Raw genomic sequence first — 23166 nt, forward strand, 5'->3', positions numbered from 1 at the left:
CACCCCCCAGGTCATCCGTTCGACAGGGGGACACAGTCATGCCGGGCCCGGAGGCCAGCGGCCCTCTTGCAGGACCGCGAAAAACATAACGGGGGAGCGGCCGGTGCCGTGATCTTCATGGAGGTTCGGATCGGCACCGTGTGCCAGCAGTTCGCGCGCCGCCGCGATGTGTCCCCAGCACGCGGCCGCGCACAAGGGCGTGCCTTCCGAACCGGGTCCGCCGCTCTCGGTGTCCGGGGAGGCCCCGGACACCAGGAGCAGACGAACGATCTCGGCTTCTCCGTTCACGGATGCCAGATACAGAGGGGTGACGCCCCCGCTGTCCGCTCGCTCCGGGTCGGCCCCGGCCCGCAGCAGCGCCTGCACACGGGTGGTGTCGCCCATGAGGACTGCTGCGCCGAGGTACCAGGAGAGCTTCTTGCGCCGCCGCTGGTTCATGGGCGCCGGGATCGACGACCGAATGCGGGGCGGGACAGCCCCGCCCATTCGTCAACCCGGTCACGCGACCGGGAGGCCGAGCCCGGCGGCAATGGCGCTGACCCGCGTGAAGACGGAGAACGGGTACTGGTCGTCGCAGTACTTGTTGCCCGTGGAGACCACACCGATCGCCTTCCCGCCGGCGACCAGTGGGCCACCGGAGTCGCCGCGGCAGACGCTGTCGTGGGCCCCGGCGGCCGGGATCCCGCACACCTTGAGTGCGGCGGACTCTCCCGGGTCGGTGAAGGGCGCACAACCCTTGAGCGGTGCCAGGGTCAGTGTGGCCGATTTCAGCCGCTTTCCGAGGGTGTCGGTGGCGGTCTTGCCCCAGCCCACGGTCTTCGCGGTCTTTCCGGGGGCGTAGAGAGCCGAGTCCTTGGGGCCCGCCAACTTGAGCGGTGCGTAGGGCATCGGCTTGGAGAGGGTGATCACCGCCGCGTCGTAGGTGAGCGTGGTCTCGGCGAACCTCGGGTGGATCTTGACCGATGCGACGTGCCGGACCGTCCCCTTGGTGCTGCTCAGGTCGGTGCGCCCGCCGATGACCAGCAGGTCGCGGGGCGCGGCTGCGTCCTTGATGCAGTGTGCGGCGGTGAGCACCTTGGTGGGAGCCACCAGGGTGCCGCCGCAGAACTGCTCGCCGTCCGGAGTCTCGATGAGCATGGCGTACGGATGGTCCACCACGGTGGTGTTCCGACCGCCGTGGATGGCGGCGGCCGGTGTCGCGGTGGCCGCGAGCCCGGCCGCGGTGAGTACGGAGGCGGCCAGCGCGGCAGCGGCGGTACGCCTGTTGAACGTGAACATGTGATCCCCCCGGGGCACACTGCACGGCCGGTGACCGCGCGTCGTGTGGAGGAGGATGGGGACATCAGGCAGTGGGTTCCATGATCGGCTGATCCGGTCGGAGTGGTTTCTGCGCCCGGAAGCCGATGAGGCCTGCCGGGGCAGTTCCCGTGCCGTAGCGAGCACCCCTCGGCAAGTGCGATGCCGCGGCCTTGCGTTGAGCACGGGTCCGGTCGCGGGGCTCACCCGACGCGCAGGGCTGCCGCGCAGTTGCGTGAACTGCGCGGCAGCCCTGTGGTCGGGGCGGCGGGGCCTATTCGGCTGCGGCCGTCGTGGTCCCGGCCTCGGCCGCTGCCCCGGCGGAGGTCTCCGGGCGGCCGATCGAGCAGACCAGAGCGTTGTCCTCGACGTCGGCGACGATGGTGTCGCCCGGTTCCGCTTCGCCGCTCAGCAGCAGCGAGGCGATGCGGTTGTCGAGTTCGGTCTGGATCGTGCGGCGCAGCGGGCGGGCCCCGAACTCCGGCTGGTGGCCGTGCGCGACAAGGAGCTTCTTCGCCGCCTCGGTGACTTCCAGCTCCATGCCCTGGGCCCGTACGCGGCGTTTGCTGCCGTCCAGCATGAGGTCGACGATGCGGCCGAGGTCGTCCTTGTCGAGGCCGTGAAAGATGATCGTCTCGTCGACACGGTTGAGGAACTCGGGCGGGAAGTGGCCCCGCAGATCGCCCATGAGGTCGTCGCGGATCTCGGAGACATCGCCCTTGTGGGCGAGGATGCGCTGGGCGCCGATGTTGGACGTCATGATGACGACGGTGTGGCGGAAGTCCACCGTTCGCCCCTGTGCGTCGGTCAGGCGTCCGTCGTCGAGGACTTGCAGCAGCGTGTTGAAGACGTCGGGGTGGGCCTTTTCCACCTCGTCGAACAGGAGCACGCTGTACGGCTGGCGGCGTACCTTCTCCGTCAGCTGGCCGGCCTCCTCGTGGCCGACGTATCCGGGCGGTGCGCCGACGAGCCGCGAGACGGTGTGCTTCTCCTGGAACTCGCTCATGTCGAAGCGGGTCATGCGTTTCTCGTCGCCGAACAGCAACTCAGCCAGCACCTTGGCGAGTTCGGTCTTCCCGACACCGGTTGGTCCGAGGAAGAGGAAGGAGCCGACGGGGCGGTCGGGGTCACCCATTCCGGCCCGGTTGCGGCGCACCGCCTGCGCGATCGCGGTGACCGCCTCGTCCTGGCCGACCACGCGGGAGTGCAGTGCGTCCTCCAGCTTGAGGAGCTTCTCCTTCTCGCTGGCGGTGAGCTGCGTGACCGGGATGCCGGTGCGGCGGGAGACGACATCGGCGATGTCGGCGGTGGTGACGTCCATGACGCCCTCACGGCGTTCCTCGATGCCTGCGAGTTCGGCCTCGGTCTCCGCGATCTGCCCTTTCAGCCCGGAGGCCTTCTCGAAGTTCTCGGACGCGACCGCTTCGTCCTTCTCCCGCTTCAGCTTGGCGAGCTTGTCCTCGCGGGAGACGACTTCGGTGGACCTGCCGAGCGAGCGCAGCCGTACCCTGGCCCCTGCCTGGTCCATGAGGTCGATGGCCTTGTCCGGCAGGAAGCGGTCGCTGATGTAGCGGTCGGACAGCTCGGCGGCCGCCACCAGGGCGTCGTCGGCGAAGCGGACCTGGTGGTGGGCCTCGTAGGAGTCGCGCAGGCCCTCCAGGATCTGGATGGTCTCCTCGACCGTCGGTTCGGGCACCATGACGGGCTGGAAGCGGCGTTCCAGGGCGGCGTCCTTCTCGATGTGCTTGCGGTACTCGTCGATGGTCGTCGCTCCGACGACATGCAGCTCACCGCGCGCCAGTGCGGGTTTGAGCATATTGCCCGCGTCCATCGCGCCCTCGCCCGATGCCCCGGCGCCGACCACGGTGTGCAGCTCGTCGATGAACAGGATCGTCGAGTCCGCGGCGGCACTGACCTCGTCGATGACGTTCTTGAGCCGTTCCTCGAACTGGCCGCGGTACTGGGAACCCGCCACCAGACCGGAGAGGTCCAGCGCGATCACCCGTTTGTCCTTGAGAGTGCGGGGGACGTCTCCGGCCACGATGCGCTGGGCGATTCCCTCCACGATCGCGGTCTTGCCGACACCGGGCTCACCGATCAGTACGGGATTGTTCTTGGAACGCCGTGAGAGGACCTCCACGGTCTGCTCGATCTCCTCGGCCCGGCCGACCACGGGATCGAGTTTCCCGGCCTTCGCCTCTTCGGTCAGATCGCGTCCGTACTGATCGAGGGTGGGGGTGTCGCTCGTGCCGGCCGTCGGGGTGCCGTCGGCCCGTGCCGCGCTCTCCGCCTCACGGCGCAGCTTGCCGGTGTCCGTGCCGTATGCGGCGAGCAGTTTGGCCGCACCGGAATCCTGGGTGTCCAGCAGCGCACCGAGGATGTGCTCCGGCCCGATGTAGGAGACTCCGGCTGCCTGGGAACGCTCGTAGGCCTGGAGCAGTACGCGTTTGGCGGCGGGCGTCAGGCTCGGCTCCGCGGACGGAGTGACGCTCTCCCCCGGCAGGATTTCGGCGATCCGTTTGCCCAGCTCGTCGGGGTCCGCCCCGGCCTGTTGGAGCAGGGTGCGGGCCGGGTCCACCTGGGTGGCGGCCCACAACAGGTGCTCGGTGTCCAGGTCCCGGCTGCCGTCATCGGTCGCACGCGTGGTCGCCCGGCCTATCAGCTCGCGGGCCGATTCGGTCAGCAGCCGCCCGATGGGGACCCGCTGCACCTGTGGCGGTGAGGACGCCGGGGACATCCCGAAGAACCGGTTGAGCATTTCCGAGAACGGGTCCGGGCCGCCGAGGGAGCCGAAGGAGGACATGGTCATGGTCACCGTCCAGTGAGTGCGGGTGGGGAGCGCGCGAGGGATGGCCGGCCGGGATCGCCCTGCGCCGGACCCGGACGTGGGGGCCCGGGGCTCACGGCTCGTCGAGCTCGCCCGGTGGCCCCCATGGGCAGGCGATTTCACTAGACCAACGCATACCCCGTCACGCAACGGCGCGGACGCTCGCCCATCGCCCGCGGCCAGCGCGCACCACGGCGTCACGGACTTCCCGGCCCGGTGACGAACCGGCCGGGAATACGCCGATCGGGTGACACCCGGACCGACCGCCCGGTCGGCCTGGACACTGGGTGGCGGAGGCGAGGCGAGTGAGGCGCTCGTCGCCATGGAGCCGTCCAACTGGCCCGACGTCCTGATCGGCATGCTCCTCAACAACGCGCTGCTCGCCTCGGTGCTCGCCGTCGTGGTCACGCGCACTTCGTACGCGTACTTCGCCGCCAAGGGCGGCGCCCGGGTCCACGCGGACACCCCCACATCTCACATGCTGGTGCAGGCCGCCGTCGTCCCGGTCACCTTCGCGCTGGTGGTCGGCGCCTTCCACGGGTTGTGGTGGGGGGCGCGGTGGCCCTCGTCTCGTACGCACTGCGTCTCGGCGTGATCGTCGAGTACCGCACCGGGCACCGCGAGCACGGTAGCGGCAGGCGCACCCGCACCTCGCCCTCCGGCCGCTCGACTGCTCCAGCGACTGTTGTGCGGCGGTGGTCTTCGGCCTGCGTGTCGGGTCTGCCGCGGCCTCAGTGGGTCACGGCTGCCAGCAGTTCGGGCAGTTCACGCATGTCGTCGAACACGGTGGTGCCTGGTCCTTCGAGCCGCGAGGCCGGTGTGAGACCGCCGCAGTAGCCGAAGGCCCGCATCCCGGCGGCGCGAGCTGCCTGAACTCCGTACGCACTGTCCTCGATCACCGCGCAGCGCCCGGGGTCCACGCCCATGGAACGGGCAGCATGAAGGAAGAGATCGGGAGCGGGCTTGCCGGTTGCGACGTCGTGGGCGCTGAAGATGTTCCCCGCGAAGTGATCGCTCAGGGCGACGATCTCCAGGTTTCGTCTGATGCCGTCGTGGTCGCCGTTCGATGCGACGCAGGCAGGTGTGGTGAGCGCGTTCAGAACCTCTGCGATGCCGTCGACAGCGGTCAGTTCGGCTTCGAAGGCCGTCCGGTACAGATGCTCGTACTTCCGCTGCCAGTCCTTCTCCAGCCGTCGTCCGAGCCGTTCCTCCACGGCTGCCGTGTAGACCTCGTCGGACGAGCCCACGAACCGCTCGATGATCTCGGCTTCGGTGAACGGGCATCCCAGGTCAGCCGTGATCACCGCGTCCACTTTGACGCATATCCGCTCGCTGTCCACGAGGACACCGTCGCAGTCGAAGATCACCAGTTCGACAGGGCTCTGAGTCATGGGCGGTAGCCTAAGGGCTGTCCCCGCGATGGTTCGACCCATGACTCTCGGACGGCGGCGAACACAGCACTCAGCTCGCGGAGTCGGCCAGGAAGGCGAGGCCCGCCAGGACCCCGGCGTAGGCCAGTACCAGCAGCAGGCTGCAGAGGATCAGCAGCCACCCGGTGACGATGCCGAGCAGTGCCAGGCCCCGGTCCCGGCCTCCCAGACGCTTGCCGCGCCGACGTCCGAGGTGACCGGCCGGGATGGCGACGACGGCGGAGACGAACATGAAGAACGTGTAGTAACCGCCGTACATGAGCCAGAACATGGGCGTCGCGAAGACGGCCACGATCAGGCACACGCCCAGAGCGGCCGCCCACATGCTGATCCGGGCAGGCGTGTTGCATATCTCGGCTGCCTGCTGCGTACTGCTGGTCACGATGGATCTCCCCCATCTGGTTCGGCGACCCACTCCACGAGGGGGCGAAACGCCCGGTGAGCGGCTTCGGTCGGGTTCAGTTTCGGACATGCGGAGGATGGCTTCGTGCCTTTCCGAGAGCGGCGTGTTCTCGGATCCGCGCCTGTCGATCGCTTCGCATCCGTGGTGTGTACGCCGTCCTGGCGATCTTTCTCCCTGACGCACCGTCACAAATGGGCCGGCTGCAGCCGTCAGCTCGGGCACGTTCTATTTCCGGATTTCTACCTGCTTGTCAGTGCCATACGCCACGCTGGACACATACCGCCCAACACCGGCTTGGAGGCCAGTAGTGGACGCCCAGGACCTCGCGCAGCTCGACGACAAAGAGTTCGAGCAGTTGCTCACCTCGAACATTCACCCGCCCACCCGTGACGCCAGAACGTGGGCGGCGATCATCCACCCCGACAATCTGCCGCGAGCCCGGAAGATCCTCACGCATGTCCACGAACGGACCGCGAGTGTCCTGCGCCGCCGTAAGACCGAGCGCGAGGAGTTCCGCATCGAGTGCTTTGCCCGGGGCGAGGCCGGCAAGCGCGAATGGTTCGCCACACGGGCCGATTTCGAGTCACTGCGCCGCCGTACCGCGAATTTCCACCAGCGTGTCCAGCGGGCCATCACCGAACTGGGCCAGGAGCAGCGGAATGTGAACCGCGCACAGAGCCACAGCGCCGGACAGCAGAGCCGGGAGACGCTCCGCGAACTCGCTGTTGCCGTCCAACGCCATCAAGCGGTCCATGCCCGCAACGGCGGCGGCGCCGAGCAGGTGGACCACGAGCTGTGGCAGCATCTCGACCGGCTGACCGTGCCCACCGGCCCCGGCCAGCATCCGACGACACTCCGCACGATGCTCAGCATCTATTGGACCGACACGCAGCCGCTCGATGACGATCCGGGGCTACGGACCCGCACCGGGCACGTCACCAGCGGCGCTCCCGCGACCCCTTCCGCGACCCTCTCCGGTGTTCCGCAGGCCCGGCACGTCCATGACCGGGAAGGCCGCACGGCGTAGACGCACCCGGCTGCGTCGCACCGGGGCGTTCGCAACGGCATGGAGCGGGACGGCATGGAGCAGGACGGCACCGGGCGGGACGGCAGTCGTCCGCTCCGCCCGATGCCGAGGAAGGTCAAGAAGCCTTGTACAGCCCCAGCTTCGCCACGTGCGGGTTGGCGCGGGCGCCGAGGACGCGCAGACGGACCTTGGACGCGGTGGCGGGCGCGCTCAGGTACTCGATGCGCTTGTACCCGATGGTGCCCGCCTGCACAACGGTCTTCCACGTGGTGCCGTCCCAGATGTCCACGGCGAAGGACTCGACACGTTGCCCGCGGGTGATGTCCTCCTGGAGCACGACCCGGTCGAACGTGACCGGTTGCGGGGACTCCAGGACCGTCTCCCCCGAGTGCGCGTCGCCGGCCGGGCTCCACGCGGAGGTCAGCTGTTCGTCCGTCAGCGGGAAGCCACCGGGCGGAACCAGCAGGTTGGTGCCGTAGGTGGCACGTACGGTCTGCCCGAAGGACGCCAGCGCGGCGGTGTCCGGATCGCTGATCCGGCCGGCCCTGTTGGGCGGCACGTTCAGCAGCAGTACGGAGTTGCGGCCGACCGATGTGCGGTAGAGGTCGAGCAGCTTGGCGGGCGTCTTCACCTGGCTGTCCTGGGAGGCGTGCCAGAACCAGCCGGGCCGGATGGAGACGTCCGACTCCGCCGGGTACCGGGCGAGGTAGTCCGGGTGGTGGGCGGTGAGGACGTCCCGGGAGGCGAGGGCGCCGCCCTCGTAGGTGTACGTGGTGGCCGGGGTGCGGTCGTCGCCGCTGACGAAGGTAGGGATGGTGACCGTCTTCTTGGCGCTGTTGTTGCCGAAGCGGCCCTTGCCCCGGTGTCCCGCGGCCGGGATCTCCGCACCGTCGGCGGGCGAGAGATAGACGCCTACGCCGAGCCCGGCGGAACGGGCGGCCTTGACGAAGGGTCGCTGCGGATCCAGCCGCTGAGTTCGTACACGGTGGCGGGTTCGAGTCCGGTGACGGTCTGCTCGGCGGTGGCGAAGTTCCCCGCGGGGGCGTTCAGCCGGAGCGCGCCGGATCCGGTGCGGGCGTCGGTGGACGCCGTCGCGTTGCGGGTGGACCAGTCGGCGAGCCCCTTCTCGAAGCCTCCGTCGACCAGGCCCGCCGGGGCGGCCTCGACCGGATCGGGGACGGCGCCGGCCACGCCGGGGCCCTGGTACGCGCCGGTGTTCGGCGGGTCGGCGACCGGATTGCCGTACAGGTCCTTGCCCACGTCGCCGGCCACGGCCGTGCCGGCGCCGAGTGCAGGTGATCCGGTGTGCAGCCGCAGACCGTCGGGCAGCGCGCCGGTGCGGTCGGTGAACCGGGGGTCGGCGGTGGATCCGCCCGGGTTGGCGGGGGCGCTGCGGACGTTGACGAGGGTGTTGTGCGACAGGGTGACGCCGTCGCTCCTCAGGTCGAAGGAGGCCGTTCCCGCGCCCTCCTTGACGACGATGTTGTCGGTCAGGGTCAGGTCGTGCTTCTTGGTCGTGTTCTCGTTGACCACGGTCTGGCTGACTCCGTCGCCCACGTAGACCGTGTTGTTGTGCGCGCGTACGCCGTCGAAGGAACCCGAGCAGGTCTCGATGCCGCGGTAGTGGTCGTTGCGGCTGATGTTGTAGCGGATGACCGCGTCGCCGAGCTTGCCGGTGGCGGTGCAGACGAGGAAGAAACCGCCCGCGTTGTCATGGCTCACGTTGTACTGGAAGACGGTGCCGAAGGTGCCCTCGTCGACGTCGTACGCCATGCCGTCGCGGGTGGTCTCGCCGCCGGACACCTCGTTGTACTGGAAGACGGTGTTGTCCGCGTTCCACGGCCACATTCCCGCGTTGTAGCCGGCCGAGCGGCGCTGGAAGCCGTCGAGCCGGTTGTGCTCGACGAGGGCTCCGTCGGTGGCGGTCATGACGATGCCGTCACCGCCGAGGTCCTTGAGGGTGTTGCCGCGGACCACGACCCGGGTGGACGGCAGGTACGCGGGGCCTTCGGGGTCGTAATCGCCGTGCACGGGACGGTTGTTCCAGGTGGATCCGAAGTAGATGCCCTCGCGGTCCACGCTGGTGACGGTGTTCCCGGCGACCTCTACGTCGTCGAACCTGGTCGGCTTCCCGGAGCCCGTGACGGAGAAGAGAATACCCGCCGAGCCCGTGGTGCCCTTGGTGTCGTCGCCGCGGATGTCATGGATGTCGAGGCCGGTCAGACGGTAGTGGGTGCCGGTGCCGAAGTCGTCCAACTGGACACGTACACCCCGCTTGTTCCGTCCCGGAGCACCCGAGTTGGTGATTTCCAGGTCGCTCGCCTCGACCCACTGGGTGTTCTTCAGCAGAAGCGTCTCGGCGTTGCCGCCGCCGTCGATCACGGGCTTGGCGCCGGTCCCGTACGCTCCGATCACCATGGGCTTGCCCTGCCGGCCCGATCCGTTCGGGGCGAGGGTGCCGGTGCAGCGGGTGCCGCGCTTGAGCAGGATCCGTGAACCGGTCTTGAGGGCGAGGCGGTTGACCTGGTCCAGGCTCTGCCAGGGGAAGGCTGACGATCCGGTCCGGGTGGACGCGTCCGCCGAGCAGTCGACGTACTGGGTCTCGCGGTTGCTCGTCCGGGCACCGTCGGCGGCGGCTGCCGACGGTGCGGCGGTCGCGAGCAGGGACAGGACGGTGGCGGCGACGGCCACGGGGATCGGACGGTTACGTATGCGCCATCGATGCATTCGCTTCGGCTCCCTCTGTGCACGCTCTGTGCAGTGCTGAGAGCACTATGGTGCGAAGAGAGGCCATCGCGAAAGACTTTGATCGGATGTCTTGCCCTTCTTGCAACACCGAGCAGACGGAAGCAGGAAGATTGGGCGGTGGAAGCACCGCAGTTGGTCACGGATCATCAGAAGGTCGGCATCAAGGGTCGGATGATTGCCTGGAGGGTGCGGATTCACCACCCCCTCGTCACGCGCGACAGATCACGGCTGCGATACGCCGGTGGCGGTGCGCCGAAGCCCGCACGAGCGGGTGAGGGCCCCGACGCACCGCCGGCCGGGCTCGCCGGTCAGCCGACGTTCACATCGATGCAGGCGTAGAAGGCGTTGGCGGTGTCCGCGATGTTCCACACCGCGAGGACCTTCTGCCGGCCCGTCAGGCCACCGAAGTCGACCTGGTGGGTGACTGTGGCGCCGGGCTGCGCACCATTGTCGTCGAACTCGGCGATCTTCCGCCCGCCCGCGAAGTACTGCCAGGTGCTCGTGGCGTGCCGGGCGGTCAGGACCCACTGGAAGGACGTGCTGCGGCCGACCGGGGTGACCGTCCATCCCTTGGAGTCGTCGTCGAGTTCGGCGAACCGGCTGTTGCCGCCGCTGCAACTGGTCAGCCCCTTGGGACCTTCCACGCTCTGCGGCTCGTACTTGATTTCTCCGCAGCTCACGGTCCCGGCGGCGCACTGGGCCTGGCGGCTCGGTGGCGACGAGATGTACCCGTGAGCACTGGCGGAACCGACCGGAAGGGTCAGGACCAGTACGGGTGCGAGTAAGGCACCGATGACTGCAGCGGTCTTCCTTTTCGCGTGCATGCTTCTCCTTCACATGAGGCGTCGCCGCACACGAGCGGGGCTATGGGGGCCCGGCAGTGGCAGACCGGCCTCTCCAGTGTGGGGGCCAAGAAGTGCGAAGGGCACGGCAGGAACCACTGCCGCGTACGCCCGGGACTTTCGGACGTCCGGCAGGGCACTGCACTTGGACTAGACCATACCCATCGACGCGTCCACGTCAAGATGTCGGCGTCGTACGGTGCCGCCGTTCACCGGGCGTACGGCGCCCCAGGCACGCTCGGCGGCAAGTGGTCGGCCCGCGCCGCAGCGGAGTGGTGGGGTGCCCCTCGCGGATGGCGCCGAGGAAGCCGTGCACCGCGGGGGCGAAGGCACGCAGACGCATCAGGCATGCCTGACGTCGCCGCCCTGCTCGCCTTGTCGCCCCCGTGCCGACGCACGGCATACGCTCTGACCGCGCGGTGCCGGATTCACGGTGCAGGCCGGCACGACCCGGCCGGACTCCGTGGTGCGGCGCCGACCGTGCCCGCCCCCGACGAGCAGGAATGCCATGGCCTCCCGCCCCGCTCCTCCACCCGGCCCGTCCGGCTCCGCGGGCCGCGACGCCTTCCACCCCGATCTTCCCGGCCACGACGACGGGGACGGCGACACCGACGGCCGAGGACTCCCGCTGCACGCCCGGCTCCACCACATCCGTGCCGACGCGCTCGACGGCGACACCGCGCAGACGGGCGGCATGCGGCGGTTCGCCGCGATCAGCGGCAGCAGGGTCGGCTCGCGGCGTATCTGGATGGGCCAGACCCATGTGGCGGCACGGACGGCTTCGTCCAACCATCACCACGGCGACTCCGAGACGGCGATCCATGTGATCAAGGGGCACCCGGAGTTCGTGTTCCTCGACGATTCGAGCGGTGCGGCCGAGGAGGTCCGGATCCGTACCTCCCCCGGCGACTACATCTTCGTTCCGCCGTTCGTGCCGCATCGCGAGGAGAATCCCAGCGCCGACGAAGAGGCTGTCGTGGTGATCGCCCGCAGCACGCAGGAGGCGATCGTCGTCAATCTGCCCGAGCTGTACGTGCTGGGGGACGGGACCGACGCCGGATGACGAACCGCCGGGCCCGACTCGGCCGGGTCCGTCCTTCCGGCGCACTCGGCCGCGCCGAGCCCGGCTCAGCGGCGCGTCACCACCCCGTCTCACCGTCGACGCCCTCGCGCACCAGGTCGGCGTGGCCGGTGTGGCGCGCGTACTCCCCGATCATGTGCAAGTGGATCAGCCGCAGCGAGTACTCCTCGCCGCCATGGACGAAGGTGGCGTCCAGCGAGGCCTCGGCGACGATCTCGTCCGCGAGTCGGCATTCCTCGACGAGGCGGGCATAGTCCTCGGCCGCGCGGGCCGGGTCCAGGTCCTCGAAGTCCGCGTCCTTGCCCTTCTCCGGGTCGTACATGGGATCGAACGCCTGGCCGGCGAATCGTTCCCGGAACCAGACGCGTTCGACCTTCGCCATGTGGCGGATCAGTCCCAGAAGGGTGAGGTTCGACGGCGAAACGGTCTGTTCGGCGAGTTGCTCCCCGGTCAGGCCCGCGCACTTGTGCAGCAGGCAGCTGCGGAACCATGCGAGATAGCCCGTGAGCATCTCCCGCTCGCCGGCCACGAGTGAACCGGGTTTGCGCGTCACCTCGGGTGCAGTCCATGTCATGGCATGATCATGCCTCGTCCACGGTGGAACCGGACAGGGTTTTTCACATGCCGTCGGTGGGCTCGTTCGACCAGGTGGTCGTGGTGGATGTGGTGATGGAAGTGGCCACCCCGAGCACCAGGAACAGGATGAGCAGTCCCTTCCCCGCGCCGCTCATGACGAGGGGCCGCGTGGCGGAGCGTGCCTGCTGCTGCGGTACGGAGAGGTCGTCGTCGCCGAAGAAGCCCTTGGGGTAGGCCGGGGTGAGCATCAGGGCGTAGGCGCTGAAGCGCATTTCGTAGCGGAGCACGGCGGCCGTGGCCTCGAAGAGCGGGCGGGGCATGCGTCCCAGGATCAGGGTGATCAGCCACCAGACGATCGCCACCGCCCACCAGCCGGACAGGGCGAGACTCTGCACGACGGCCGCCGGAATCATCAGGATCAGGCGGAAGAAGACTGCCAGGCGGTTGAGGCCGGTCGGCCGGACTTCGATCCGGACCGGGTAGTCCGGCGGTGGGTCGAGGGCGAACGGCGGATAGCGGTCCACGAGCAGCATGCTGCTCGCGCCGACCCGCACCTGGTAGCCGAGGTATCCGGCGAGGAATCGGAAGACCGGTCCGGGCAACCGGCCCAGGAACAGCGCGGCGAACCAGCCCACGATGACGGTCACCACGGCCGCGATGTGCAGCAAGAACAGCACGATGAAGTGCGGGATCAGCAGGAGCAGCCGCACCAGCACGGTGAGACGGCGCTGTCGTGGCGGCTCGACGATGTCCAGCACGGGAAGCCACTCGCCGGCGATCCAGGCCCTCGGGCCCGGGCTCCACTGGGCGTCAGCCATGTCGCTCCTCGTCGGCGGTGATCCGTACGCCATCGGCGCGTACGACGTCACCCCACGCTGGGCCGGAAGGGAACGACCCGCAATCGGCCGCGGGCCGATCGGGTGCCCCGGCCCGCGGCGGGGGCACCCGGACTCACCCGGTGGGTTCGAGGAGGTTGCCGCGCAGGGCCTCCACCAATTCCTCCTCGGCACCGAGGAATTCGGTGGCGTAGGCGTGGACGGAGCCGTGTGCCGCGGCGAGGTCGGCCAGGAAGAACCGCATGACGTCGGCGGGCGCCCGGCCGTATCCGGGCCAGACCGGTTCCTGGCCGGGGCGGTCCGCCCGCCAGTCGGCCAGGAGCCGTTCGGTGGCGAGCCCGGTGAGCGCGAAGTCGGCGACGATGTCGTCCTCGGCCACGCCGAGCAGGGACAGGACCAGTGCGGCGAGCAGCCCGGTCCGGTCCTTGCCCGAGGCGCAGTGGAAGACGACGGGTCCGCTGTCCTCGGCGGCGATCACTTCCAGGGCGCGGCGGAGTTCGACGGCTCCGTCGTGGGCGACCTCGGCGTACCGGTCGGCCAGGAAGCGCCCGGTCTCCACCTCCGGTCCCAGTGCGGCCTGGTCGAAGGGCCGGTGCTCGATGCTGAGGTGGTGGTAACGCAGTCCCGGCGCCTCGGGCACTCGCCCCTTGGCGGCGATCTCCCAGTCGTACCGCAGGTCGATGACCGTGCCGATCCCCAGGGCCAAAAACCGGTCCCAGTCCTCGCCGCGCAGTTTGCCCAGCGAATCGGACCGGTAGAGCCGTCCCCGGCGAACCGGTCGGCCGCCCTCCCCCGAATAACCCCCGACGTCACGGAAGTTGTGCAGTCGCTCGAACGCCATATGCCTGTTCACGACGGAGGACTCTAGAGGGATGCGGCGGGGCGTGTCAGCGCCCTGCCGGTGCGGGACCGCCCCGGCCCGGCGCGCCGCGCGGGCCGCGAGTCGTGATCCCGGCGGCGCCCGAGCCGAGAATGCAGGCGTGTCCACTCCCATGCGCCCCTCCGCTCCCGCCGTCAGCGCCGGGCTCGATCCACGGGGCGAATGGTCCCTGCTGCTTCTGTCGGCCGCCTCCGGGGCGGCCGACGCGTTCGCCTTCATCTGCGTCGGCCAGGTCTTCGCCGGGGTGATGACCGGAAATCTGGTGCTGCTCGGCATCTCTGCCGCCGGTGCCGGAGAACACGGGGTGGCACTGCGGGTGATCACCGCGCTGGTCGCCTACGGCATCGGTGTCACCTGCGGCGCGTGGATGAACGAGCGATTGCGGTGGCCGCTGCCGGTGATGCTGCTGATCGAGGTGGTCCTGCTGACGGCGGGGGCCGTGCTGTGGGCGCTGGGCCCGGTCGCTTCCGACGGGGACCGGCTGGGGCTGCTGGTGCTCGTCGCAGTGGCCATGGGCATCCAGGGCCGTATCCGCGCGACGCCCACCAATTACTTCACCGGCACGCTCACGGCCCTCGTCGGCCGGGCGGCTCTGCAGTCGTGGGAGCACCGGGACCGCTGGGTGGCCGGCAGGCTGATCGCGGTCGTGGTGGGCGCGGCCATGACCGCGCTGGCCGTACGCCTGTGGCCGGGCGCGGCAGCAGTGCCGGCCGCGCTGTCGGCGGCGGGCGCGCTGCTCGTCGAGATGTTGCGCCGAAGGCCGTCCGGGGGCTGATCACGACGGAGCTCGGGCGCAGAGGAAAGCCCCGGCCGGATCGGGGGAATCCAGCCGGGGCGGCTTGCGAGTGGGCGCGGTGCGCGACATCCACATATAGATGAACAATAAACCATCGCTTCCCGTTCCCGGAAATGCGGACCCCGCACTGTGATCCACAGCACGGAATGAGGCCTTCCGGCAGATCCGCGGTCAGCGCTCCTCGCGGAAGAGCACATGCTGCCCCACCACGGGATCGAACTTGCGCAGCACCAGACGGTCGGGGTTGTTCCGACGGCTCTTGCGCGTCACATAACTCTGCCCGGTTCCGACTGTCGACCGGAGCGTCACGACGGGGCGGGACTCACTGCGGGCCATGGGCACCTCCAGACTCTTGCACCAACCCCACTCCCTCTGGCGGGAATGGGTTTCGTTTTCGTTCTGGTGCTGTAACGCGGCCGACCCGAACCGCATTCCCGCGCGGCACCTGCGACGCCGCGCATATGCCCCCGATCGGGCCGGGCGCGTGACACGAGAACGACGCGCGCGGGCGCACAACCGTCCGCACACGCCGGATGACTTGCGTCAACGTCCGCCGGAAGCAAGGCTGTTCGACGGATCGGCACCCCGTGCAGCCTGCGGCATATGCCAGAAGCAAGAACGCATCGAGTGTTGCCAAATCCCTTACGGGCCCCCGCAGGCTGTGCCACAGTCGTCTTCGGTCCACCTTTCAGACTTGGTCGTGCCGCGCCAGTATCGGAGTACGAGATGCCGCCCCATCTGTCCGCGGACCGCCCCGCCCCACAGCCACCCGAGCGCGACGCCGTCGATGCGCTGATCAACCGGACCCTTCGGCTCCGTGGTGACGTGGATGCCGTGCGGCGGGACACGGTGCTGATCGACGAGGAAGACCCGCAGCTGCGCTGGCAACGGGCGCTCTGCGATCTCGCGGTCCATCATCTCGACGATCTCGGCACGCACCTGGGACAGCTCCGGGAGGGCCTGCCGTCCCCGACCTCCGGGCACCTCGCGGAGGCCTCGGCGCAGGAGGCGGCGCAGGACTCGGCGGAAGAAGGCGCACCGGAGCGTTACGACGATCCGCAACCGGGATCGCTGATCGGCCGCGTGGGCAGCGCGGAGTGGAATCTGCTCACCGACGAAGTCAGTTGGTCCGAGGAGCTGTTCCAGATCTTCGGCAGGTCCCCCGAAGCCGGGCCGCTTTCGCTGGACGAGCTCCCGTCCATGCTCCTTCCCGAGGACCAGCCCCTGCTCACCTCCCTGGTGACGGACTGCCTGGTGGACGGAAAGCCGATAGACGGTGAGTTCCGCATCCTGCGGACGGACGGCCGGATGCGCACACTCCACATGATGGGTGAGCCAGTCCTCGACTCGGACGGGTGCACCGCCTCCATGTGGGCCGTCCTGCGCGACGTCAGTGAGCTGCGGCGCAGCCAGCAGGCGCTACACCGGACCCATGACTCGCTGCGCCGCCGGGAGCACAGGGAACGGACCGAGCACCGTCTGGCGGTCGAGCTCCAGGAGGCCGTACTTCCCCCGTGGCGGGGATCGCTGCGGCTTCCCTCGCAGGGGCCCGGCGCGCTGGACATCGCGGCCCACTACCTTCCGTCGGAGTCGAGTTCACTCATCGGCGGCGACTGGTACGACGCACTTGAAATGCCGGACGGCAGGACCGTCCTCACGGTCGGTGATCTGACCGGCCACGGCATCCAGGCCACCTCGGCCATGGCGATGCTGCTGGGCGCGCTGCGCGGAATGGCCGTGGCCGGCATCGAGCCGGGTGCTCTGATGGGGCACCTCAATCAGTTACTGGAATCCTCCGTCCAATCCGCTCTCGGCAGCGCGGTGTGCTGCCGTGTCGATCCGGCCACCGGCACCCTTGCCTGGGCGCAGGCCGGGCACCCCGCACCGTTGCTGTTCCGCGACGGAGTGGGGCGGCCGCTGCCAGCGCCGGACGGGGTCCTGCTCGGCGCGGCCTCCGGGGTCGCGTACGAGCAGGACGAGGTGCGCCTGCTGCCCGGCGACGTGCTGGTACTGCACACCGACGGGCTCAACCGTCACAGCGACCGGGGTGCGGGCCCGGACGCGCTGCTTGCTCTGGCACCTCGGTTCGCGCAGGCCCGTTCGGCACAGGAGTGCCTGCGGACCGTCGTCGCGGAGTTCGGCGACACCGAGCGCCTGGACGACGCCTGCGTACTGATCGCCCGCATCGGGGAGTAGCAGGCGGCACGCGCACAGAATCACTCGGACACACGGAACACCGGACACGCCTCAATGACGCAGGAGGGCTGACCCGCCTACGGGTGCAGTGCTCGGACGGTCTGTGTTCGGCGCCCCTTCATCGTGACGCCCGCGTCTCAGATCTGCGAGGACCGCCTGGGCTGCTTGATGATGGAGCTCTGCGGCAGGGAGAGCTCGATCTCCTCACGCAGATCCTGGATCTTCGCGTAGCCCGCGAACTGGCCCGTGAGCCGGTACATTTCGCGCAGCCGGTCCCAGGTGCGGTGCGAGGAGGTCTCCCCCATCGTCACCAGGGCGAGTCGCGCGTACCGGTCGGCCTGCTCGGGATCGTCGGCGATGAAGCATGCCGAGGCGAGCGAGATGTAGTCGAAGATCTTGGACCGCTGGCGTCCGTTGGCCCGCAGCTCCAGCGCCTGTTTGGCATGGCGCTGAGCCACGATCGCCGCCGATGGATCGTGTTCGGCGAGCGTACGGAACGCCAGGGCCTGCATGCCGTGCAGATCCGCCTCGTCGAACATCTGCATCCAACTGGGCGGCGGCACATCGCTCTTGTCCGAGGTGAAGAGTTCCTCGGCCTTGCCGAGCGTGCGCCGCATCGCCTGGCCGCGGCCCATGGACGCCTGCGCCCACGCCTCGATGGTGTGCAGCATCGCCTGGGTGCGCGGCAGCACCATGTCCCCGGAGCCGGACTTGGCGAGCTTCATCAGGTCCAGGGCGTCGTCGGGACGGCCGAGGTGGATCATCTGACGGGCCGCCCTGGAGAGCGCCTCGCCCGCCCGGGGGCGGTCGCCGCCCTCGCGCGCCGCGTGCGCCGCGATGACGAAGTACTTCTGGGCGGTCGGTTCGAGGCCGATGTCGTGGGACATCCATCCCGCGAGTACCGCGAGGTTGGCCGCGACACCCCACAGTCGGCGCTGGAGATGGTCGGGGTGGCGGTAGGCGAGCATGCCGCCCACCTCGTTGAGCTGGCCCACCACGGCCTTGCGCTGGAGTCCGCCGCCCCGCGAGGCGTCCCAGGCGCGGAACACCTCGACGGAGCGTTCGAGCGCCTCGATCTCGTCCGACCCGATGGGTGCGGCCTCGTACCGGTCGAAACCGGCCGGGTCCGCGTACAACGGGTCGTCGATCCGTGGCGCGTCGGCCGCCAGTACGGGGTCGGAGTGCAGCCAGTCGTGCATGGGGCCGGTGATGGTCGATCCTGCGGCGAGCGCGGCGCCCGCGCTCACCAAGCCGCGTCGGTTGAGCATGAGGTCCATTCCCGTGAATTCGGTGAGGACCGCTGCCGTCCGCTCGGGCGCCCACGGCAGTCCGTCGGGATTGTCCTGCGTCCCGGCCTCTTGCCGCTTCCCCACACGCCCGCGTCGGCCGAACCCGAGGTCCTCGATGGTCACGACACGACCGAGTCGCTCGGTGAACAGGGCAGCCAGCACCTTGGGCACGGGATCGCGGGGGGACTCCCCCATGTCGATCCAACGCCTCACCCGCGAGGTGTCGGTGGCCAGTTGCGGGTGGCCCGTGGCCGCCGCCTGCCTGTTCACCATTCTCGCGAGTTCGCCCTTGGACCAGCCGGCAAGGCCGAACAGGTCGGACAGGCGGGTGTTGGGTTCTCCGGTCACGTCAAGCCCCCAGGTTCTCGGCTGTGTTGACAGTAACCCCCTGTCAGATGCCTTGCGACTATTCGCCAGGGTTCGCCAGGGTGCGCCACATGGTCTGCCACCCGTCGGCCGGTGTCAGGTAGGAAAGCGCCACCCCGCCCGGCAGCCCTAGGTACTCCCCAGGGTGCCGAACGGCCGCCGGCCGGGGCGGCGCACGCAACTTGTCGGCGCGCGAAGGGATCTGTCTCGCCCATGTACACAGCATCGTCCTCCGTGACCGCCCCGCCCCGGCCGCTTCGTCCCCTGGGGGCCGGCGGCGGACCGTACCTCGCTCCGCATGCCGCTCCATCGGCGCCCGGCGCGGTCCGGCCGCGGCGGCCGGCGGGTCTGGTGGGCCCCCCGCTCAGCGGCCGGCTGGACCTGTCCGGCGCGCAGGGCGCGCAGCTGAGAATGGCGATCGCCTCGGTGCACCGGATCTGCCCCGAGTTCAACCCGGTCCAGGTGCTGCGCCGCAGTGGCCGTTCGGTGCTGCTCGTCGGCTCCACCGGCCGTGCGACCGCGGTCGCCAAGTGTTTACTGGACCACTCCCCCGCGTGGTCGGAACGGTTCCGTCACGAAATAGCTGCATATCGTGCGTTCGTCCGGCACCGTCCGCCGGTGCGCGTGCCGCGGCTCATCGCGGCCGATCCGGAGAACTGCACCCTGGTGATCGAACGGATGCCCGGCCGGGTGGCCGCGTTGACCAGACATCCGTCGGAGGCTCCGCCCCGGGCCGATATTCGGGCGGCGCTGGGCGCGATCAGCCGGGTCAACGCCTGGCGGCCGGCGCCGGGGCTCTTCGACGCCCCGCTCGACTACGCCTCGCGGATCGCCCGCTATCACGAGCTGGGGCTGTTCACCGACCGGGATCTGGGCGATCTCCAGAAGCTGCTGCACGGCCTGGCGCACGCGGGCGGCCGCCAGGGCATGGGGCAGTTCTGTCACGGTGACGCGCTGCTCTCCAACATCCTGCTGTCGCCCACGGGCCCGGTACTGGTGGACTGGGAGCACGCGGGCTGGTATCTGCCCGGCTACGACCTGGCGACGCTCTGGACGGTGCTCGGTGACGCACCGGTGGCGCGGCGTCAGATCAGCCAGCTGGCGCAGGCCGCCGGGCCCGCGGCAAGGGATGCGTTCCTGGTGAACCTGATGCTGGTGCTGACCCGCGAGATCCGTACGTACGAGACGGCCGTGCAGCGGGCCATGCGCGACTCGGCGACCTCGGGCGCCGGGCAGGACCGCCCGGGTGCGCTGTCGTCGAGCGAGGAGCAGCGGCTGTTGCTGCGCCGGCTGCACGACGACTGCGCGATGGCCCGCAGGGCCGTGCGTGCCGCGGTCGGCACTCGCTGACTCTGCCAGGGGGACGCGCGCTGCGGGACCGGTGCCGACAACACCGGGCCCGCAGCGCGCCGATGTGCTGTCAGGGACTCCTGAAGTCGACCGCGTCCACGTCGAAGGAATTGTCCTGCGGGGACGTGAAGACGAGGTACAGCTTGTGGGTTCCCTTCAGTTCCTGGACGGGCACGGGCGAAGTCGCCCGGTAGTTGTCCCAGCCGTCAGTATTGGGCACCGGGGTGGTGGCGAGCAGCGGGCCGTCGGCGGCGTCCGCGCGCAGTTCGATCGCGCCGACCCCGTTGGGTGAGGACAGCCGGTAGCTGACCGTGCCGATGCCTTCGACGCTCATCGGGTCGAAGGCGACCCAGTCGCCGTCGGAGACGTCTCCGATCCGCTTGCCGTTCTCGGCTCCTTCCTGGGCGACGATCCGGGTGCCGGACTGCGCGTCGTAGTACTCCGCCTGCTTGTGCTTCGGCTGGAGCACGGCGCGACCGTAACCGGTCAGGGCGGAGACGCCGTCGCCGCCCTTGTCGGTGTACTTGGCGTTGAGTACGTAGGTGAGGTCCGCGCCTTCGGGGTGGCCTCCCAGGTCACCGGTGTCCACGGTCCCTTCGCAGCCGGGGATGTCGGTGGTGGGGTGCTCGTGGTCGTCGTGGCCCAGGGCCGGATTGACGGTGACCTTGGAGCAGTCGACGGGGCCGTCCTCGGGATCGGTGACCGTGACCTTGTACGGGATCTTGTCGCCGAACTCGATGAGTTTGCCGCTGACCGGGAAGTCGATCGTCACCTTCGGGGCCGTATTACCCGCCGTGACGGGGATGTTGGCGTAGCCGGACCTACCGGTGGAGTCGGTCACCTTCAGCTGGGCGGCGAAGTCGCCCTTGGCCGTGTAGGTGTGGCTGGGGTCCGCCTCGGTGGAGTCGTAGGTGCCGTCGCCGTCGAAGTCCCAGGCGTAGCTGAGCGTGTCGCCGTCCGGTTCCTCGCTGCCCCGGCTGGAGAAGTCGACCTTCAGCGGGACGGGGCCGTCGGTGGCGGAGGCGGCGGCCTTGGCGACCGGTGCGCGCTGCCCCTGCGCGTAGTCGATGCGGTAGAGCCCGGAGTCGTTGTTGCCGCCGCCGAAGGAGCTGCCCCATTCGAGGACGTAGAGCGAACCGTCGGGTCCGAACGTCATGTCCATGGGCTTGTTGAACTTCTGGGTGGAGAGGAAGTCATTGATCTTCAGGACCTTCTGGTCCTTGTCGAAGCGGACTTCCTTGACGAAGTCGCGCGACCACTCGTAGAAGAAGCTCGCACCCTCGAAGTAGGCGGGGAACTTCGTGGTGGACGGGTTCTTCCGGTCGTAGTGGTAGACGGGACCGCTCATCGGGGCCGAGCCGCCGCTGCCGACCTCGGGAAACTCCTTCGACTCCCCGTAGCCGTACCAGATCTCCGGCTGCTGGATCGGCGGGAGTTCGGTCAGGCCGGTGTTGTTGGGCGAGGGGTTGACCGGGTTGGCGCAGTCGAACTTCGGGCCGATTTCCTTGGTGTCCGGGTTGTAGGGGGCGTATGCCTGGTTGTTGCCATGGCAGAACGGCCAGCCGAAGTTGCCTGCCTTCTTGATGACGTTGTACTCGACGAGGCCCTCGGGTCCCCGGTCGGTGGTGGGCAGTCCGCGGTCGGGGCCGTAGTCGGAGGCGTGGACATAGCCGGTCTTCGGGTCGACGGTGAAGCGGAAGGGGTTGCGGAAGCCCATGGCGTAGATCTCGGGGCGGGTCTTCGCCGTGCCGGGGGCGAAGAGGTTGCCCTTGGGAATGGTGTAACCGCCGGAGTTCTTGGGCTTGATGCGAAGGATCTTGCCGCGCAGGTCGTCGGTGTTGCCCGCGGTGCGGGCGGCGTCCAGCATCTGCTTGCCCTCACGCCAGTCGAGCGGGGCGTACCCCTGCCAGTTCGGGTCGAGGTTGGGCGGGGTGTCGTCGCCGACGCCGAGGTAGAGCGTGCGGTCGGGACCGAACTCGACGGCCCCTCCGGTGTGTCCGGGCTCGGGGAAGGTGCGGTCGCGGTAGGCGGGGACGTCGAGGAGCTTCTTCTCGCTCGCGCGGTCGAGGGTGTTGCTCTCGACCGTGAAGCGGGAGAGCCGGTTGACGTCCTCTGGGGCGCCCGCGGGGGCGTAGTAGAGGTAGATCCAGTGGTTCTTCATGAAGTCCGGGTCGAGTTCCATGCCGACCAGGCCGTCCTCGCCGCCGGTGTAGACGTCGAGCTTCCCGGCGGTGGTGATGGCGTGGGTCGCCGGGTCGTAGATGTTGACCTCGCCGCTGCGCTGGACGTAGAAGACCCGTCCGTCCTTGGCCACGTCGAGTTCCATCGGGTCGGCGGTGTTGTCGTCGAGTGCGACCTTCTCGTAGCCGCTCCAGACGGTGCCGCCGCAGTCGCCGGGCTTGTTGCCCGCGGCCCACCTGACGCCGCCCATGACATGGGTACGGAAGGCGGCTTCGCTGTACGAGGCGGTGTCGTGACCCATGGCGGTCGCCCAGACCCTGCCGCCCTCGGTGTTGCGGCACCAGGAGATCGGGTGGTCGGCGCCCATGGCGGAGCCGCCGGGGTTGTACGTGGTTTCGTCGGCGGTGACCAGGACGTGGACGTCACCGCGGGGGTTCCGGTCGAAGTTGTACCACTCCTCGGGGCGCTCCCAGCGTTCGGGGAGTCCCGCGGTGGAGGGGTGGACGCGGTCGGCGACCTTGGCCGTGCCCTGGAGGACGCCGGGTGAGTGGGCGGGCATGTGGACGCCGCCGTTGATGGCCTCGTCCCACCAGGGGAAGGTCTCCTCGATGCCCATGTCGAGGGTGTTGTGGATGGCCACGACGCCGCCACCGCCGCGTACATAGGCCTGCATCGCTTCGCGCTGGGCGTCGGTGTCCCAGACCATGCCGGAGTTCTGCAGCATGACGACGACATCGAAGTCCTTGAGCTTCGTGGTGTCGAAGACCGCGGGGTCGGCGGTCTCGACGACCTCGAATCCGTCGGCGGCCGCTTCCTCCTTGAACATCTGGATGCCGGCCGGGATGGAGGCGTGCACGTAGCCGACTGCGCGGGTGAAGAGCAGGGCTCTGAAGGCGGGGGCCTTGCCGGTGGTGGCTGCGGTGGCGGGCAGTGCGGTGAGCGCGAGGAGCAGTGCGCCCACCAGCGCGATGAACGTACGCTGCATGTCACGTACATGACAGCGCAATCGGTGACGGCTCACGAGCGGGTCCTCTCTGCGGGT

Annotated in this window: 20 protein-coding genes; 6 read left to right on the plus strand and 14 right to left on the minus strand. The window is 69.3% G+C overall.

All coding sequences use genetic code 11. The features are described 5' to 3' along the window. Positions 1-36 precede the first annotated feature (36 nt). The 3 genes from ACFVX4_RS28505 to ACFVX4_RS28515 form a co-directional block, all read right to left on the minus strand. Positions 37-438 (minus strand): ankyrin repeat domain-containing protein, encoded by a 402-nt coding sequence (locus tag ACFVX4_RS28505; protein ID WP_389982244.1) that lies wholly within the window; start codon positions 436-438, stop codon positions 37-39. A 60-nt stretch (positions 439-498) separates the two neighbouring features. After that, positions 499-1278, minus strand: a complete 780-nt coding sequence (locus ACFVX4_RS28510) for a S1 family peptidase (protein ID WP_389982247.1) — start codon at positions 1276-1278, stop codon at positions 499-501. 292 nt (positions 1279-1570) lie between these two features. Beyond that, positions 1571-4105 (minus strand): ATP-dependent Clp protease ATP-binding subunit, encoded by a 2535-nt coding sequence (locus ACFVX4_RS28515; RefSeq protein ID WP_389982250.1) that lies wholly within the window; start codon positions 4103-4105, stop codon positions 1571-1573. Between the two features lie 265 nt (positions 4106-4370). On the opposite strand from ACFVX4_RS28515, the gene ACFVX4_RS28520 reads away from it, so the two are divergent. After that, positions 4371-4718: a hypothetical protein gene (locus tag ACFVX4_RS28520; protein ID WP_389982253.1), complete on the plus strand. Its 348-nt coding sequence runs from the start codon at positions 4371-4373 to the stop codon at positions 4716-4718. Between the two features lie 136 nt (positions 4719-4854). Here the strand turns inward: ACFVX4_RS28520 and ACFVX4_RS28525 are convergent, their stop codons facing one another. After that, positions 4855-5514 (minus strand): HAD family hydrolase, encoded by a 660-nt coding sequence (locus ACFVX4_RS28525; protein WP_389982256.1) that lies wholly within the window; start codon positions 5512-5514, stop codon positions 4855-4857. A gap of 70 nt (positions 5515-5584) precedes the next feature. Continuing rightward, complete coding sequence (locus tag ACFVX4_RS28530) at positions 5585-5935, minus strand: DUF4190 domain-containing protein (RefSeq protein WP_389982259.1); 351 nt, start codon at positions 5933-5935, stop codon at positions 5585-5587. A gap of 328 nt (positions 5936-6263) precedes the next feature. Between ACFVX4_RS28530 and ACFVX4_RS28535 the strand changes: the two genes are divergently transcribed. Continuing rightward, positions 6264-6983, plus strand: a complete 720-nt coding sequence (locus ACFVX4_RS28535) for a hypothetical protein (RefSeq protein ID WP_389982262.1) — start codon at positions 6264-6266, stop codon at positions 6981-6983. A gap of 115 nt (positions 6984-7098) precedes the next feature. Here ACFVX4_RS28535 and ACFVX4_RS28540 read toward each other — a convergent pair whose 3' ends face one another. The 3 genes from ACFVX4_RS28540 to ACFVX4_RS28550 all read right to left on the minus strand — a co-directional run bounded on the left by ACFVX4_RS28540 (position 7099) and on the right by ACFVX4_RS28550 (position 10555). Next, a complete protein-coding gene (locus tag ACFVX4_RS28540) occupies positions 7099-7950 on the minus strand; it encodes an alpha-L-fucosidase (RefSeq protein ID WP_389982483.1) in 852 nt (283 codons plus the stop codon). Continuing rightward, entirely contained in the window at positions 7896-9674 is a 1779-nt protein-coding gene (locus ACFVX4_RS28545) for a right-handed parallel beta-helix repeat-containing protein (RefSeq protein ID WP_389982265.1), read from the minus strand. The genes ACFVX4_RS28540 and ACFVX4_RS28545 overlap by 55 nt, the downstream gene beginning before the upstream one ends. A gap of 365 nt (positions 9675-10039) precedes the next feature. After that, the gene (locus tag ACFVX4_RS28550) at positions 10040-10555 is read right to left on the minus strand and encodes a lytic polysaccharide monooxygenase auxiliary activity family 9 protein (RefSeq protein ID WP_389982268.1); all 516 of its coding nucleotides are present in this window, start codon (positions 10553-10555) and stop codon (positions 10040-10042) included. Between the two features lie 526 nt (positions 10556-11081). On the opposite strand from ACFVX4_RS28550, the gene ACFVX4_RS28555 reads away from it, so the two are divergent. Further along, positions 11082-11636 (plus strand): cupin domain-containing protein, encoded by a 555-nt coding sequence (locus ACFVX4_RS28555; protein WP_389982271.1) that lies wholly within the window; start codon positions 11082-11084, stop codon positions 11634-11636. A gap of 76 nt (positions 11637-11712) precedes the next feature. Here ACFVX4_RS28555 and ACFVX4_RS28560 read toward each other — a convergent pair whose 3' ends face one another. The 3 genes from ACFVX4_RS28560 to ACFVX4_RS28570 all read right to left on the minus strand — a co-directional run bounded on the left by ACFVX4_RS28560 (position 11713) and on the right by ACFVX4_RS28570 (position 13919). Next, positions 11713-12228, minus strand: coding sequence for a DinB family protein (locus tag ACFVX4_RS28560; protein WP_389982274.1), 516 nt, complete (start codon positions 12226-12228; stop codon positions 11713-11715). A 43-nt stretch (positions 12229-12271) separates the two neighbouring features. Beyond that, positions 12272-13048: a DUF4389 domain-containing protein gene (locus tag ACFVX4_RS28565; RefSeq protein ID WP_389982277.1), complete on the minus strand. Its 777-nt coding sequence runs from the start codon at positions 13046-13048 to the stop codon at positions 12272-12274. A gap of 133 nt (positions 13049-13181) precedes the next feature. Further along, positions 13182-13919 (minus strand): tyrosine-protein phosphatase, encoded by a 738-nt coding sequence (locus ACFVX4_RS28570; RefSeq protein WP_389982280.1) that lies wholly within the window; start codon positions 13917-13919, stop codon positions 13182-13184. A gap of 127 nt (positions 13920-14046) precedes the next feature. Here ACFVX4_RS28570 and ACFVX4_RS28575 point away from each other — a divergent pair, with 127 nt between their 5' ends. After that, positions 14047-14721 carry a YoaK family protein gene (locus ACFVX4_RS28575; RefSeq protein ID WP_389982283.1) on the plus strand — a complete coding sequence of 225 codons (675 nt, stop codon included), beginning with the start codon at positions 14047-14049 and terminating at the stop codon, positions 14719-14721. A gap of 192 nt (positions 14722-14913) precedes the next feature. On the opposite strand, the gene rpmG is transcribed toward ACFVX4_RS28575, so the two are convergent. Then, complete coding sequence (gene rpmG, locus ACFVX4_RS28580) at positions 14914-15078, minus strand: 50S ribosomal protein L33 (protein ID WP_389982286.1); 165 nt, start codon at positions 15076-15078, stop codon at positions 14914-14916. A gap of 390 nt (positions 15079-15468) precedes the next feature. Here rpmG and ACFVX4_RS28585 point away from each other — a divergent pair, with 390 nt between their 5' ends. Next, the gene (locus ACFVX4_RS28585; protein ID WP_389982289.1) at positions 15469-16938 is read left to right on the plus strand and encodes a PP2C family protein-serine/threonine phosphatase; all 1470 of its coding nucleotides are present in this window, start codon (positions 15469-15471) and stop codon (positions 16936-16938) included. Between the two features lie 137 nt (positions 16939-17075). On the opposite strand, the gene ACFVX4_RS28590 is transcribed toward ACFVX4_RS28585, so the two are convergent. Beyond that, positions 17076-18575 carry a hypothetical protein gene (locus ACFVX4_RS28590; protein ID WP_389982292.1) on the minus strand — a complete coding sequence of 500 codons (1500 nt, stop codon included), beginning with the start codon at positions 18573-18575 and terminating at the stop codon, positions 17076-17078. A 231-nt stretch (positions 18576-18806) separates the two neighbouring features. Between ACFVX4_RS28590 and ACFVX4_RS28595 the strand changes: the two genes are divergently transcribed. Continuing rightward, on the plus strand, positions 18807-19943 hold the full coding sequence (locus tag ACFVX4_RS28595) for an aminoglycoside phosphotransferase family protein (protein ID WP_389982295.1): 1137 nt from the start codon (positions 18807-18809) through the stop codon (positions 19941-19943). Between the two features lie 70 nt (positions 19944-20013). On the opposite strand, the gene ACFVX4_RS28600 is transcribed toward ACFVX4_RS28595, so the two are convergent. Continuing rightward, entirely contained in the window at positions 20014-23109 is a 3096-nt protein-coding gene (locus ACFVX4_RS28600; protein ID WP_389982298.1) for a ThuA domain-containing protein, read from the minus strand. Positions 23110-23166 lie beyond the last annotated feature (57 nt).

Origin of the sequence: Streptomyces sp. NPDC058240, from assembly GCF_042882135.1 — a bacterium.
Lineage (GTDB): Bacteria > Actinomycetota > Actinomycetes > Streptomycetales > Streptomycetaceae > Streptomyces.